We start from the raw sequence: 15,414 nt of genomic DNA, 5'->3' as shown, positions 1-15,414 counted from the left end.
CATGAGAATTAATACAAACATTAACAGCATGCGTACTCAAGAGTACATGCGCCAAAACCAAACAAAAATGAGCAATGCTATGGACCGTTTATCAAGCGGTAAACGTATCAACAACGCCTCTGACGATGCAGCAGGTCTTGCAATTGCAACTCGTATGCGTTCACGTGAAGGTGGCTTAAACGTTGCTGCTCGTAATACAGAAGACGGTATGTCTTTAATTCGTACAGCTGACTCAGCTTTAAACTCTGTATCAAACATCTTACTTCGTATGCGTGACCTTGCAAACCAATCTGCAAGTGAGACTAATACTAATAAAAACCAAGCTGCAATGCAAAAAGAATTTGATCAATTAAAAGAACAAATTCAATATATTGCGGATAATACTGAGTTTAACGACAAAAAACTATTAGACGGATCTAATAACACTATTAACATCCAAACTCTTGACTCACATGATAAAACTAAACAAATTACAATTTCACTTGATTCTGCATCACTTAAAAACTTAGATATTAAAGATTTAGCAATTGGTTCAAACACAGTTAACAAAAATGATCTTGAAACTCTTGATAATGCTATGAAACGCCTAAAAACTCCTGCTACAGATGGGGCATTACAAGCTCAAGACGTTAAAGATGCAAAAACTGCTTTTGATAAAGTAAAATCAGGTTACAAAGCAGCAGATGTAGAGAGCATGAATAATCTTTTCAAAGATTATGAAACAAAATTAGCTAATCCAACTGCTGATGCAAATGCTGATGCAGCTGCTCTCAAAGCTGCTGCAGAAAAGATTAATACAGAATTTGCAAAATTAACAGCACCTTCAGCAACAGCATACGATCCATCTTCTGCTGTTGATAAAATCGACAAAGCAATTGAAACAATTGCTTCTAGCCGTGCTACTTTAGGTGCTACGTTAAACCGCCTTGACTTTAACGTAACAAACCTTAAGAGCCAAGAAAACTCTATGGCAGCTTCTGCTTCTCAAATCGAAGACGCTGACATGGCAAAAGAAATGTCTGAAATGACTAAGTTCAAAATCTTGAACGAAGCTGGTATCAGCATGCTTTCTCAAGCAAACCAAACTCCACAAATGGTTTCTAAATTATTACAATAAGCCATTTGAGTTAGTTTCCTGAATAAACCTCTCTGCTTGCAGAGAGGTTTATTTTTTCTGTATAGATAGATTATTTATAAAACTTTTTTTATGTGGAAGAGAGTATCCGCGATGCTTAGAAGCGGTCAGTGCTTATCTTGATCCCCTCTTATGTTAAAACACAAACAGTAAATAAGCATAAGCCCCTCTATCCTTCCATAACTGTTTATTAGCTTTAGAACACTAACTATATCAATCTATAAGGAGTGTCTATTATGCGTATTGGTACGAATGTTTTAAGTATGAATGCTAGGCAGTCGTTGTATGAGAATGAGAAGCATATGAATGTGGCGATGGAGCATTTGGCGACCGGTAAAAAGTTAAATACTGCTTCTGATAATCCCGCTAACATTGCAATTGTGACTCGTATGCATGCGAGAGCAAGTGGTATGCGCGTGGCGATTCGTAATAATGAGGATGCAATATCGATGCTTCGCACGGCGGAAGCTGCCCTTCAAACTGTGACAAATATTTTACAGCGTATGCGTGATTTAGCCGTTCAATCCTCAAACGGTACAAATTCAAATAAAAACCGGCATTCGCTGAATAAAGAGTTTCAATCTTTAACAGAACAAATTGGCTATATTGGCGAGACGACTGAGTTTAATGATTTATCTGTATTTGACGGTCAAAACCGCCCTATTACATTAGACGATATCGGTCATACAATAAATATGACGAAACATATTCCCCCTTCCCCTACACAACATGACATCAAGATTTCAACGGAACAAGAAGCAAGAACGGCAATTCGTAAAATCGAAGAGGCTTTGCAAAGTGTGTCACTTCATCGTGCCGACCTTGGTGCAATGATAAATCGTTTACAGTTTAATATTGAAAATTTAAATAATCAAAGTATGGCGTTAACAGATGCTGCATCTCTAATTGAAGATGCAGACATGGCGCAGGAGATGAGTGATTTTTTAAAGTTCAAATTATTGACTGAAGTTGCACTTAGTATGGTTTCACAAGCGAACCAAATTCCGCAAATGGTCTCTAAACTACTACAATCATAAAAATGAATCTTCCTTCTTTGGAACGATTCCATACAAAACAAAAGGGAAATACATATAAACTATGTATCTCCCTTTTATTTTGTACCCAAATTTTATTACTGTGTTACCGTCATAACTTGTCCGCTACGGTCAACCATTATTTTCATTTTACCGTCTTGTGCATTATATAGACCTAGTTTATGTAATTCCATTTTACAATCTTGTACGAAAGTTGGTAATTTACGTATTTGATCAATATCCGAACTTGTAATGAAATGAATTAAAAGCTGCGTCATACCTTTAATATCTTGTACAAGCTCTTCTTTCTCTCGTTTTAGCCTTTCATTTTCCAGTTGTAACGACTGCAATTCACCTTCTAGACTACGTGTATTCTTTGCTTCTCTAGAACGCCCTGCTGCCATGCTAGAAAGCTTATAAATACCTTCCATAAACTGATGTAGTTCGTCTTCTTTTCTTTCACTACATTGATTAATTGTTTCAAAGTTATCAACGATACCAGATATAACTGTTACAAGATTTTTTTCATCCTCTTTATGCTGGATTTCTTCTTTTAATTCGTACTCGTTTTCTTGTTTTCTTGCAGCGATTGTCTCTTTTACTGGTATATATTTTCGCTTTCGTCCTGGTTTTTGTTTTTCAATATTTTCAAACGGTATTTCACGTTTTTTTAATTTATAATACGTATTTTGCAATTGACTTTCTGTTTTTGGAAAAAGATTTAGTTCATTTTTACTTACGTATTTTGAAATATTTAAAATGTTTAAACCGTGACGTTGACAAAATTGATACACTTCATACAGTAGCTCTAGTTCAGACTTCAGCCATGTAATTGCTGATTTTTCATATGCTCGCATCCCGCCATTTTTTTCTATATCTATTTGAAATAATACCATTCTATTATGTAAATCAACTAATTCTTCATACTTTACTTGGAATTCTTTTTCTATTTTTTTAAATTCCACCTCTAGTTGCATATCGTTCATTTTATTATTTGACATGTTTTGCAAAAGACCTAATACATTAATTGCTGTGTGGTGATACATACTCTGTGCCACTCCCCCTCATCCTTTCACAATTCTCATCTGACTCCCATGTCTTTTAAGAAAATAGCAATTTTTACATATCCATATTATAACAGTTCGAAATTATCTGTCAAATAATAAACATACAAAAATGTATAGAAAGTATAAAAATTTGGAAAATGTTTTTTATTAATATGCAAAATTGCATATTAATTACATTTAATTATATTATATGGTATTTTGAATGTTTTTTCACCGAAAAAATTTGCGTTACCACGAAATATTACTAAAATAACAATCGAAAATACGTTTGCTTATATTTTTAAATCAAAAATCTCTAAATAAAGATTATTCACACATACAGCGACAAACACCCAAGAAACCTTTCATTTTTCTACCAGCTTAAAGTATAGAATACTAAAAAGGAATTAGCCATATGTAGCATTGGCTAATTCCTTCCTCTCTCTAACAGAATAGAGTTATAAACCCAGTCTTCAAATCCTCAATCAAAGTCTCACTTCTTCTTACTTAAAACTACTTCATACCTCTGAACTCACATCGCATGAGACTCTATTAAGCACTGAAAACTTCCTTACATAAGTAGTTCCTCTATTCCTACTAAATAGAAAAATGTTATACGCCAGCTCTTCTACTTACCTATAACCACTCCATATCTCTGGTCTCAATATCGCATAGGGCTCTATTAAGCACTGACCGCTCAACACTTAGCTAGAGCTTCTATTCCGGCTAAATAGAAGCTTTTAAAGCACTAACTTATCAACTAAACCAATTAGCTCTTGAATATCTGGCTTACTTACTTGAGCATTTGCTCCTACAGCTTCACCTTTATGGAATAATTCATTTGTAATTAATGAAGAGAAAATAATGACTGGTAAACGATTCATTACTTCACTATCCTTAACCACTTTCGTTAAATGATGTCCATCCATTTTTGGCATTTCAATATCCGTAATTAGCAAGTGAATATGCTCAAACATTTTTTCGCCTTGCTCTTTCGCTAATTTTTCAATTTGCGCTAACGCTTCTGCACCATTGCTGAAGAAGTTCATTTTTGTATATCCAGCTGATGATAATGTTTCTTCTAATATTTGGCGAAGCATCGCTGAATCTTCTGCAATGTAAATTACTTTTTCAGCTCGATCTGTTTTTTGTTCTAATCCTGCAATTGATTTATTGTCATAACCAGTGCCGCTAATTTCACATACAATTTTTTCATAATCTAATAGTAAGATGATTTTTCCATCTAGTTTTACAATACCAGATGTCGTTTCTTCTAGTCCCATAGATAATGAAGCTGGTTCATCAATTTGTTCCCACGAAATACGTTGAATACGATGCACTTCATCAACGCGGAAAATAACTTTCATTTGGTTTAATTCTGAGATGATAAATTTCGTTTGATCAAGTGGCTTTGTTGACTTTAAATTAAGAGCCATTGCCAAGTTAATAACAGGTAAAATTTCACCACGTACTTGAACAACACCTTCAACTGCATGATGAGATTCTGGCACAGTTGTAACAGGGAATGGATTAATGATTTCACGTACTTTCATAACATTAATACTAAATAGGTTTTCACCAACAGTATACGTAACAATCTCTAATTCATTTGTTCCGCTTTCTAATAAAATACTTTGTGCTTGTGACATAAAGGTGTCGCTCCCCTTCCATTAATTCCGTATATCTAATTATTAAGCTTTATAAAAGAGAAAAAGTCAACTACCTATATAAAAAATATAGATAGTCGAACAATTCATTTTATTAAAAAACAATTAATCTTGTATAAACGAAGCAAGTGCTTCTAATAACACTTCCTGCGCTCCTACAATTTCTGTCGGCATTGCTTCCCATTTTTTCGAAAGCTCCGTCTCTACTCTTATTCTCAGCTCAGAATTCATTTCTGCTAGCACATATTCTTTCGTTGCTATATCAACATCAAGTAGCGCAAGTGCATATAATTCCGGATCATTTATTTTTTCGAATAATCGTTTTAATACTACCGGTGCTATATGTTTTAATTTTTCAATATGAATTTCCTTATCCGAAAATAGTAACTCATATTGAATAAACGTAACATTTTCTTTAATCACTTTAAAATAACAATTATTTTTTTTATCATTTACAAAATAACCATTTGGATCTGCAATAATACTTTCTACTTTACGAATTAAATCTGGCAAACTATTCGCCGCCATTACAGTTCGCTGCTCAACCTCACTCGGCGAAATGAATGTAACGCGATACTTATTTTGCGCCACCCTCCTCACCTCTCCTTTTATAGAAATTCAGTCTAATTGTATATACAACTACCTTAAATTAACTTAAAACTATTTTATATTACCACTTCTTACACTACCACACTACTCTAGTAACGCTACATATCTCTGGTCTTACACATCGGTCGGGACTCTATTAGGCACTAACCGCTCCAAAACATCGCCAGGTCCTCTCTCAAAACCTAAAAAGTGCTTTTAAGAACCTTTCAATAACTCTATGTTATTAAACCAAAACGCTATCTGCTGATCCGTAATATTTGGCAACATAACAAAAAACTCACGACACTTCATCTCATCCTTAAACAGTTGATACTTCCAAACAGTATCGCTACCAACACTTATGAAATAAAACTCATGGATACGGCCAATGATTGCTTGTTTTTCGCCAAATGAATACGGTGGCACTTGCTTAATTTCAAATTGATCTGGTAAATATACATGCTCTTCTCGTTCTATTTTTAATACTTGCTCGGCAAGTTCACGTTTATTTTTGAAAAAAGGCAATTGTAAAATTCGCTCTTGTCTTGTCATACGAATAAAAAACCCTTTCTACTCCATTACATTTTTTCCATGCGATATATTATCGAATTAAGTTTACAACTTCATTTAATACTTCATCTGAAACTTTAATTACTTTCGCATTTCCTTGGAATCCGCGTTGGTATAACATTAAGTCAACGAATTCTACAGATAAATCTACGTTAGCACCTTCTTGTGCACCACCGCGTACTTTACCTGCACCGTTTTGACCAGATGTACCAAGAGCTAAAATACCTGTTGTATTCGTCGCTGTATAGTTACCATTACCTGTTTTCATTAGTCCGCCTTCGTTCGGGAACATCGCAACAGCTAATTGACCTGCAGATTTCATACTTCCATCAGAATATTTTACCATCACATAACCACCATCAGCAATGAAGCAATCTTTAACCGTCGCTGCTGCTCTACCATCTACGTCTGTTACTGATAATGTTTTATCTGTTGGATGATTTGTTAAATGGCTTAAGTCTAATTTTATAGAACCGCCATCAAATGGAATATTGGCTCCTTGCTCTTTCGGATTTGGATTTCCAACAGCATCAAATGTCATATTACCACCTGCACCTGGAACATCTTTAAACTCTGTTTCTTTTTTCGAGTCATTGCGCATTTGTACTTTATATGTATAGTTATGTTCACTCGTTTGTTTAAACTCTACACGCATTGTCCATGTATTCCCCGCATTATCATATACAGGTAAATCTTGTGTAATTTGTTTTTCACCAGTTGGAATATTCCCTTTAATTGTCCCTTTTGATGTTCGAATACCACCAATTGCTGTTCCCATTGGAATTTGCAACGGTCCTGGAATTCCAGATAAATCAACTTCACCAGTTGCCTCATTTGCAGGGTATGCAAACACGTATTGACCTTCAGTATTCGTAATATAGTAATCTGAAGATATCCCAAACGTACCTTTACGAGTAAATTCCATATTTCCGCCTTTTGAATCACCTACAACGAAGAAACCATTACCTTCCATTGCTGCTTGTGTTTTGCCACCTGTTAACGTAATTGTACCATCACTATAATCCGTAACCGTACCACTCATTTTCACACCGTTACCAATACTTTTCGGATTCGTTCCTGCGTATTTACCGTCACCTTTTGCACCAATCGAATTGTTATATAGTAAATCATCAAACATTGCTTTTTGTTTTTTATAACCTACTGTTTGTGCATTGGCAATATTATTTGAAGTTACACTTAATGCATTTTGTGTTGCATTCATCCCTGTAATACTTGTATATAACGCTTTAATCATAACGTATGGACACTCCTTATGAATTTGTATTTTTTACTTCTTCAGTTACTTTTTGATCGTCTTTCTTTGCGTCTTCTGGGTTCGTTTCCCCAATCGGTTTATCAGACACTCTCTCAACGAAACGAAGAGAGACAACTTTATTATTAATAACGAGCTGTACATCGTTATTTTCCGCAAGACGAACCGTTTCTACTTGACCGGTTACTTTGTTTCCGTCACCGTCAACACCTCTTACGTATTTCCCTAAAAACTTCATTCCACCATCAAGTGCTGTTGAATACATCGTTGATTGCAGCTTATCTACTGCTTTCGTCATATTCTGTACTTGTTCCATAAGAGATAACTGCGCTGTCTGATTCATCATTTGATTCATATCCATCGCATTAAATGGATCTTGATGTTGGAAACTTGATAAAAACAATTTTAAGAAATCATCTTTCCCCATTACCCCAGGAGTCTTTTGCGCTCCTGCTGAAACTCCATTACTTTGTTGCACTGGCGATTGTACACCATTAACAGGTACATTACTTTTTTGCGCTCCTGCTTGTAACGGAATATGATTTGTACTCGTTGTATTTAATCCAACTGTTGGCACGCTTTATTCCTCCAATAATCCCGCAAATTCTGTTGATTGTTGTTTTTCATGATTTGTATTTGCTAATTTCTGTTTTTGCCTTTGCTCTTGTTCTCGCTGTTCTTTACGATTTTCATCTTTATCTGAATAGCTAATTTGAATATTGATTTCTTTTTCTTTTAACTTTAATCTCAATTCATCAAAAATGATTTCAACACGTTTTTTCGCATCGTGTTTTTCCATTTCTACGTGAACGTCAATTTGATCTCCGTGTTTTTTCATAAACACTGTTAATGTACCAAGTTTTTCTGGATTTAACTGAAATAAAACACGTTCTTGTTTCACTACAAATTTTTGCAGCGCTTCTACTTGCGCTTCCATTTTCTTTCCTAAGTCAGGTAATGAAACTTTCTCAGCACCACTATTTGATTTCCCTATTTGTTCGGTACTCGTCGTTTTATTTAATAATTCTGCACCTGCAGAGCTCGAATCGTTTAATGCATCAACTTCTGGCAACTCTATCTTTGCATCATCGCTCTCAAGTTTCGGAAGATCTACCTCTTTAAACTCTTCTTGTTCCTTTGCAATATTACAAGTTTCTGTTTCTACAGCCTTCAATGCTTGCATCGCTTGCTCTGGCATCTTCATTTTGTCTAATACCATTTGCATTGTATCTTCTAAACATATAGCATTTTTGATATTCATATTTGAAAGAAGTTCTTGTAATTGTTGTAATTCAGCTGCAGGTAATTCATTAAGTTTAATATTGCCATATTCTTTATATAGCTCTTGTATTTTTTGTATGTATTGATATAACAATTCCGGCTGCACATGTAATTGCTCAATTGCAACCATTTGCTCAGATACAGCTAATAACAACTGTTCTGTCTCTTTTTTTTCTTCTTTCTTTACAATTGGTTCTTCTTCCGTTACCGATTTTTTAGAAAGAATATAATCTTTTCTCTCTTCTTTTGGTGCTTCTTCTCGTTTCGTTTTCTCCGTTTGCGGCTGTTTTTTATTTTCCATTCTCATCGTACGATCGAATGAAGAATCTTCATTTTTTGATTGTACTTCTAGCCCTTTTTCTTTTTGCGGAGGTAAACTTTGTTGCACCGGTAATACAGACTGTATCACTACATTCACCTCATCCATTCATACACATTTTCAAATCCAGAAGCATTTTTTCTTCCAGCTTTTCTTGTGCTTTCGCAAGCTTTTTGCAATCTTCTTGATACATCTCATCAATGACACGTTCTTTTTCTTTTACTTGCTCTAAAAGGCTTTCATTTTTTTGAATAAAACCTTCCGTTTTTTTAATTTTTCGATTCCATTCTTCTATTCTTTCAGGTGAAAACGTATGTGAAGAAAGCATGCCAGCCATAATACGTTGCCCAGTTTGTACGACTTTACTACGCGATTTCACAACATATAAATCATATTCTTTTTTTTGTTCTATTTTTCTTTTTTCAGCTGTTAATTCATACACTTCTTTTAAAATATGTTCTTTTTCTTGGTTTATTTGCAATTTTATTGTGTCGTACTGCTGTTTATCCACCTGTTTTCATAGCCCCTTTCTATTATAACGTTCTCTTTTTCTATTATATAGTTTTTTTCCAAAAAAATCTGTGAAATATTAAAAAACAAAAAAATAAGACCTCTTGGGCAGAGGCCTTATACTATATGCTGTATCGCTTCAACGATATCATCAAATTGGAAACTATCCGATCGACCTTGCTTTAAAAATGTATTTATGCCTTCTACTTTATTTTTACATTCAAAAATATAAGCATTTTCTTCATTTTCTTGAATCGTTCCTAGCTTAAAATACAATTCATTTTCTTTATAAATTGATAAAATCTTTCTCATTTCATTTGCAAGTTGCCAATGATGTGGCGAAACAATTTCTTCCATAATCCTACTTACTGAATCTAATACTGAAATCGCAGGGTAATGACTAAGCGTTGCAAGCTCACGCTTTAATACGATATGTCCATCTAAAATACCACGTGCTAAATCTGGTACAGGACCATTTAAATCATCCCCATCAACAAGCACCGTATAAATACCTGTTATAGATCCCTTTTGTGTTTTTCCGGACCGCTCTAACAACTTCTTCATATAACTTTCCATTAACAGTGTTTTACCACCAATCGGTAACTCTTTAACAGCAATATCAACACTTCTTCGTGCATCGGCAAAACGAGTAACAGAGTCCATCATAAGTAATACGTTATTACCTTGATCACGGAAGTATTCAGCAATAGACGTTGCAAGTTTCGCTGCACGAAGTTGCATAAGGTGACTTTCATCTGACGTCGCTACAACAACGACGCTTTTTCGCATACCTTCCTCGCCTAACTCTTTTCGAATAAAGTCTTTTACTTCCCGGCCACGTTCTCCTACTAAACTAATAACATTTATATCAGCTTTTGCATTTTTTGCTATCATTCCAAGTAAAGTTGATTTACCAACACCTGACCCAGCAAAAATACCAATCTTTTGACCGATACCAATTGTTAGCATAGAATCAATTGATTTTATTCCTGTTTCAAATACATCGGTAATCTCTTCACGTTCAAATGCATGTATAGGTGGTGCATCTAGTTTTATTTTCTGTAATGGAATGTTTTCAGCTTCCTCATTTAACACTTCACCATTTGCACTTAACACTTTTCCGAGCAAGTGATTACCACGTGGTACAACAACATCTTCTGAAACTAATGTCACTGAATCTCCATAACATACTTTTTCTGTCTGTTCAAATGGAAGTAGCATATTATTTTCCTTTTCAATGGCAATCACTTCACATAAGACGTTATGTTCTCCAACGAAGCAAACATCACCAATCTTCGCTTTCGGCCCTTTTGCTACGAAAAACTGTTCTTGTACACTATGAACTTTGCCTACTTTCGTATACAGCGGTGTTTCAATGAACTTATTCCATTTTTCGTTCTCATTCATTAACAGGCGGCTCATACATTTTGCTCCTCAAATAACTTCTCTTCTTCCCATTTCTGACGAAGTTTCGCAAATATAGGTGCAAATTTAAATTCAAAGAATTCTTTCTCTTCTTCCAGAACAAATTCACCAAACTGCAGGGAGAAATCATATTTCCATTCTACTAATTGTAGTAACCAATATTCTTTCGTATTTTCCTTCTCTTCTTGAATACGTTCAAACGTTTCTGGATGTACTGTAATGATTAATTTTTCAAACGAAGTTGGCAATGTTTGCACTATGCCGGTTAAAATAGGTAACACATCAAGCAATCGTGAATCTACCGCTTGATTCACGATTTTTTCTGCTAAATGAAATGATTGATCCCATAATAACTCTGTCCATTCATATGCTGTTTCTTGTTGTTCTTTTTGAAATTGCACACGCGCTGCTTCCATCTGTTCCATTTGCTCATGAATATGCATTTGAAATTGTTCTTTATCTTGTAATAACTGCTGCCGCTCTCGTTCTAGCATTTGCTTCTCTTGCCTTAGCTGATTCATTTCCATATGTAACGATTCTTGCTGGGCGCGAAGTTCTGCATGATCAGCTTGTAATTCTTCCTCTTCTATTTGAACTGAAGCTGGTTTTGGAAATTGTAATTCATACGTTTCTTCAGAAAAAGAAACAGAATTCTTCGGAATTCTGTTTTTAAATAAGGACATCCTCTTCACCTCTTTGAACGATAATTCTTCCTTCTTTCTCTAGCTTTTTCACTGTACCAGTGATCGTTTGCTGCGCTTTTTCAGCATCCGTCATCTTAAGCGGTCCTAAGCCATCTAATTCTTCTAGAATCATCTCTTTACGGTTTGAAGACATACATGTAAATAATTTCTCTTTAATTTCTTCTTTTGCAATTTTAAGTGCTTTCGCAAGAACACCGTTATCTGTAATTTCTTCTAATACACGGCGAAGCGCAAGATCTTCAAGACCAAGTAAGTCTTCAAAGACAAACATATTTTCTTTAATTTTCTCAGATAACTCATAATCGACTTCATCCAGCTTTTGAAAGACTGTTTTTTCAACACCTCGTGAAACATTATTTAAAATATTTACGATTGTTTTCAAGCCATCAGTTTTATTAATTGCACTAAATGCCATATTATTTAATTTCGATTTTAACAACTCACCAATTTGATTAATTAACTCACCATCAACTTGTTCTAGTTTCGCTATACCCATTACCGTTTCAACGCGCTTATGATCTGGCAATCTCTCAATTAATTGAGACGCAAGTTGCGGTTTAATATAAGAAGCGATAATTGCAATTGTTTGTGGTGACTCATCATTAAGCACTGTAAGAAGTGGCTCTAAATCTGTAAGTGAATTTAAGAACTCAAACGGATTATCTTTGTTATACCAAAGATCTTCCAATAATTTTTCCAGTTCGTCTTCTGGCATGTTTTTAAATATGCGACGAATGTATTCTTTATCTGGAGTGACTAAGTTCAATTCTTTTACATTTAGTTCATATAAGAACTCTCCTAGTACATTTTCTAACGTTTCTGGTTTGTATACACGAAACTTTGCGATTTCACGAAGTAATACTTCTTTTTCCTCAGCTGTCATATATTCAATGACTTTTGCTGCCACCCCTTCTTCTAATGTACGAATAAGGATGGCAGCTTTTTCTTTGGAGGAGATTTCATCTAACATCATTGTTCCTCCCTTACTGTCCGTTTAACCATTTTTTAATTACTTTTGCAGTACCTTCTACATGTTCTTTCGTAGCATCCTGCACTTGTTCATCTAACGTTGGTTCTTTCGGTTCTTCTGGTTCAGGTTTTGGCTCTGGCACTATTTTTTCTTCAGGAATTTCCAAGATACTTTCATTACTTGCAGCAATTTCCTCTTCTGCTAAGTATTCTTCATATTCCTCTTCTTCTTTCTTTCTCTTACGTCTTGCTAATAAGAACCATACTAGACCACCGATTGCTACTAAGCCAGCTGTAATTCCACCGAATAACCACCAGTTCATACCACTTTTTTCTGGCTCTTTCTCTTTTTCGGCTTTCGGCTGATCGAACTGAACAGTTACAACGTTAACTTGACCATTTATAAAGTTACCGTTCGGATCAGCTTGAAGTCCTGCCGCTGTTCCGATTGCTTCTTTAAAAGTTGTCATATCAATTCTACGTTTTACTAACGTATCATTATCTACCCATACAACAACATTCGTTTTCGTTAATTCTGGGTGTTTCTTAATTGTTTCAACTGTTTTATCTATTTCATAATTTTCAATTTTGTTGCCATTTTTATTATCATAGACAACTTTACCATTTTGATTATTGTTCGTACCGTAGTTTGGCACTTCACCGTTAGCTGTAATACCAGCACCTTGCTTCGTATCTGCCCCTTCTTGCGCAGTAGAGCTTTCCTCTTGCTCTTGTTTACTACGAAGTACACCTTTGTCACCATACTTCTCTGACTGACGTGTAACTTCATCGTAGTTTACAGATACTTTCGTATTCACTTTATATTCATTCGGTTTAAACATCGTCATTAACGTTGCATCAATGTCTTGCTTTAATTTACCTTCAAGTTGATGCTGCATCTCTACTTCTTTCTCGTAAGAAGAGGAACTACTAGAATGTGCTTCATCTGTCCCTTTTGAGATAACACCTTTTTTACTATCAATAACACTTACTTCTTCTGCTTTCACACCAGGAACCGCTGCACTTATCATTTGCTGTATACCCGCAACTTGATCAGCTGTTAACAATTGTCCACGCTTCACTCCAACCGTAATCGCCGCTGTTCCTTTTGCTTTTTCTTCATCAAAAATTGTCTCTTTTTCAGGCAATGTAATTTGAACATTTGCCGTTTCAACTGTCGCAAAGTTTCTTACAATATCTTGCTCCAATTGCTTCTTCGTACCGACAATTTGCTTCATTTTTTTATCTTGCTCACTTGAACCGAGCGAGCTTTCTAATAAAATTTCCTCACCGCTTTTCGAATTAAACGGTAAGCCCATCCCATTCATTTCTTTTCGAACCCATGGAGCATCATTCTTTTGCACACGAATTGAACCATCGGCCGCTAATTGGTAATCGACACCTAACTTCGATAATTCTGCTGTAATCTCTTGTTTATCTGCATCATTTAAATTTTGATATACAACAACATATTTATCTGGCAAGGTGAAGTATAAAAGTGCTCCTGTTACAATCGCTAAAAGCGCAGCACCGATTACTAACTTATGCCACGTTTTTAACGATTGGATAACATTTTTCATCTTTTCCATTTAAACACACCCGTCCACTTTCCTAAATTTGCATATTAATTAGTGACTTATAATTTTCAATAAGATTATCACGTACGAGAGCAGCCGTTTTCATTTGAGACTCAGCTTTCTTTTGCTGAATTAAAACGTCATGTGTTTCTCCTACCCCTTTAGTTAGTAAATCATATACTGCTGTTTGTGCATTGTTTTGTGTTTGATTCATATCTTCCAATAAATCAATAAACTTTTTCTCCGGAGCTACAGATGTTTGAGAAGTTTTCGGTGCACCAATTGACTGAATTGCTCCAAATGGTTGTGTATGTAACATTGGTTGAATTTTCATATTACTATCTTCCCCCTTATCCTCGGCCAATTTCTAAATCTTTATCAAGCATTTTTTTATTCGCATTTAATACACTCGTATTCGCTTCATACATTTTTTGAGCAACCATTACATTCGTCATTTCAGCAGTTACATCAATATTGGGATAACGTACATATCCTTCTTCATTTGCGTGCGGATGCGTCGGATCATACACTAAATTTTCCGTTTTGTCTGCTTCAATACTTTTTATTTTTACTCCATTAGTAGGAGCCCCATCTAACATACTTGCAAAACTATTGTTTGATTCTAGCACCACACTACGACGCTCATATAGATCTGCCCCCGGAGCCGCCGTCGTATTTGCATTTACAATATTGTTAGAAGTAACTTCCATCCACTTTCTCGCTGTCGTTAGTCCTGAGCCACTTGCATTAATTGCCTGAAACATCCGTTGTCTCTCCTTCTACTTTTAACGTCCGCGTGCCGCTTGATTAATTGCATATTGTGTATTAATTGCGTTAATTGAAATACCGTATAACTGATTTGCTTTCATTAAATCTAGCATTTCTGTCGTTACATCCACACTATTTCCGTCTTTATTCGTTTGCATTGATTTTGTTTGAATCTTTGCATATGTATTTTTCGTATTTACTGTCGGTAAGTGCATTTCATTCGTTTGATATAAATCTGGATTGCTCTTTAAATCAGCCGCATTATTTTTATATAACGCACTACTTTTATTCATCTGCTCAGCAAATGTTACATCCTGTGCTTTATAGCCAGGTGTATTTGCATTTGCAATATTACTAGAAACAGTATTTCGTTTCGTCACTAAATAATTCATATAATGGCTTACATCACTCACTAAATCTGGCATATTCCACACCCTTTCTTTTCTAACGTAATGATCCACTGATAGAAGTTTCACTTCATTATTTATTTTCTTATATGCGTTTATTAAAATATTTACTATTATGTACCCTTACATATTTTATTCCAT

At 35.1% G+C, this 15,414-nt stretch carries 17 protein-coding genes; 2 read left to right on the top strand and 15 right to left on the bottom strand.

The window, feature by feature from the left end; all coding sequences use genetic code 11:
• Nucleotide 1 precedes the first annotated feature (1 nt).
• Together MR112_RS02280 and MR112_RS02275 are read left to right on the top strand one after the other, a co-directional pair.
• On the top strand, nucleotides 2-1,117 hold the full coding sequence (locus tag MR112_RS02280) for a flagellin N-terminal helical domain-containing protein (protein ID WP_242244745.1): 1,116 nt from the start codon (nucleotides 2-4) through the stop codon (nucleotides 1,115-1,117).
• A 254-nt stretch (nucleotides 1,118-1,371) separates the two neighbouring features.
• The gene (locus MR112_RS02275; RefSeq protein WP_098434663.1) at nucleotides 1,372-2,172 is read left to right on the top strand and encodes a flagellin N-terminal helical domain-containing protein; all 801 of its coding nucleotides are present in this window, start codon (nucleotides 1,372-1,374) and stop codon (nucleotides 2,170-2,172) included.
• 95 nt (nucleotides 2,173-2,267) lie between these two features.
• Here MR112_RS02275 and MR112_RS02270 read toward each other — a convergent pair whose 3' ends face one another.
• From MR112_RS02270 to flgB, 15 genes are all read right to left on the bottom strand, one after another.
• The gene (locus MR112_RS02270) at nucleotides 2,268-3,215 is read right to left on the bottom strand and encodes a DNA-binding domain-containing protein (RefSeq protein WP_140159076.1); all 948 of its coding nucleotides are present in this window, start codon (nucleotides 3,213-3,215) and stop codon (nucleotides 2,268-2,270) included.
• A 740-nt stretch (nucleotides 3,216-3,955) separates the two neighbouring features.
• Nucleotides 3,956-4,864 carry a chemotaxis protein gene (locus MR112_RS02265; protein ID WP_000075943.1) on the bottom strand — a complete coding sequence of 303 codons (909 nt, stop codon included), beginning with the start codon at nucleotides 4,862-4,864 and terminating at the stop codon, nucleotides 3,956-3,958.
• A gap of 123 nt (nucleotides 4,865-4,987) precedes the next feature.
• Nucleotides 4,988-5,473, bottom strand: a complete 486-nt coding sequence (locus MR112_RS02260; protein ID WP_000068301.1) for a hypothetical protein — start codon at nucleotides 5,471-5,473, stop codon at nucleotides 4,988-4,990.
• 213 nt (nucleotides 5,474-5,686) lie between these two features.
• Nucleotides 5,687-6,022 carry a DUF3964 family protein gene (locus MR112_RS02255; RefSeq protein ID WP_242244744.1) on the bottom strand — a complete coding sequence of 112 codons (336 nt, stop codon included), beginning with the start codon at nucleotides 6,020-6,022 and terminating at the stop codon, nucleotides 5,687-5,689.
• Nucleotides 6,023-6,071: 49 nt separating this feature from the next.
• A complete protein-coding gene (locus MR112_RS02250) occupies nucleotides 6,072-7,295 on the bottom strand; it encodes a flagellar hook protein FlgE (protein ID WP_000588321.1) in 1,224 nt (407 codons plus the stop codon).
• A 16-nt stretch (nucleotides 7,296-7,311) separates the two neighbouring features.
• Entirely contained in the window at nucleotides 7,312-7,890 is a 579-nt protein-coding gene (locus tag MR112_RS02245) for a flagellar hook assembly protein FlgD (RefSeq protein WP_001143460.1), read from the bottom strand.
• A 3-nt stretch (nucleotides 7,891-7,893) separates the two neighbouring features.
• Complete coding sequence (locus MR112_RS02240; protein ID WP_048558873.1) at nucleotides 7,894-9,003, bottom strand: flagellar hook-length control protein FliK; 1,110 nt, start codon at nucleotides 9,001-9,003, stop codon at nucleotides 7,894-7,896.
• A gap of 10 nt (nucleotides 9,004-9,013) precedes the next feature.
• Complete coding sequence (locus tag MR112_RS02235) at nucleotides 9,014-9,424, bottom strand: hypothetical protein (RefSeq protein WP_000360855.1); 411 nt, start codon at nucleotides 9,422-9,424, stop codon at nucleotides 9,014-9,016.
• A gap of 116 nt (nucleotides 9,425-9,540) precedes the next feature.
• On the bottom strand, nucleotides 9,541-10,845 hold the full coding sequence (gene fliI / locus MR112_RS02230; RefSeq protein WP_000088693.1) for a flagellar protein export ATPase FliI: 1,305 nt from the start codon (nucleotides 10,843-10,845) through the stop codon (nucleotides 9,541-9,543).
• The gene (locus MR112_RS02225) at nucleotides 10,842-11,531 is read right to left on the bottom strand and encodes a FliH/SctL family protein (protein ID WP_000051691.1); all 690 of its coding nucleotides are present in this window, start codon (nucleotides 11,529-11,531) and stop codon (nucleotides 10,842-10,844) included. Before MR112_RS02225 ends, fliI begins: the two co-directional genes overlap by 4 nt.
• Nucleotides 11,518-12,522: a flagellar motor switch protein FliG gene (gene fliG / locus MR112_RS02220; RefSeq protein ID WP_000883364.1), complete on the bottom strand. Its 1,005-nt coding sequence runs from the start codon at nucleotides 12,520-12,522 to the stop codon at nucleotides 11,518-11,520. Before fliG ends, MR112_RS02225 begins: the two co-directional genes overlap by 14 nt.
• A gap of 13 nt (nucleotides 12,523-12,535) precedes the next feature.
• Nucleotides 12,536-14,110, bottom strand: a complete 1,575-nt coding sequence (locus tag MR112_RS02215) for a flagellar M-ring protein FliF C-terminal domain-containing protein (RefSeq protein ID WP_242244743.1) — start codon at nucleotides 14,108-14,110, stop codon at nucleotides 12,536-12,538.
• 22 nt (nucleotides 14,111-14,132) lie between these two features.
• Entirely contained in the window at nucleotides 14,133-14,432 is a 300-nt protein-coding gene (gene fliE, locus MR112_RS02210; RefSeq protein WP_000701670.1) for a flagellar hook-basal body complex protein FliE, read from the bottom strand.
• 16 nt (nucleotides 14,433-14,448) lie between these two features.
• A complete protein-coding gene (gene flgC, locus MR112_RS02205) occupies nucleotides 14,449-14,862 on the bottom strand; it encodes a flagellar basal body rod protein FlgC (protein ID WP_000484680.1) in 414 nt (137 codons plus the stop codon).
• Nucleotides 14,863-14,883: 21 nt separating this feature from the next.
• The gene (flgB, locus tag MR112_RS02200; RefSeq protein ID WP_370512803.1) at nucleotides 14,884-15,342 is read right to left on the bottom strand and encodes a flagellar basal body rod protein FlgB; all 459 of its coding nucleotides are present in this window, start codon (nucleotides 15,340-15,342) and stop codon (nucleotides 14,884-14,886) included.
• Nucleotides 15,343-15,414 lie beyond the last annotated feature (72 nt).

Source organism: Bacillus cereus group sp. BfR-BA-01330 (assembly GCF_022663885.1).
Lineage (GTDB): Bacteria > Bacillota > Bacilli > Bacillales > Bacillaceae_G > Bacillus_A > Bacillus_A cereus.
This window is presented reverse-complemented; position numbering and strand designations above follow the sequence as displayed.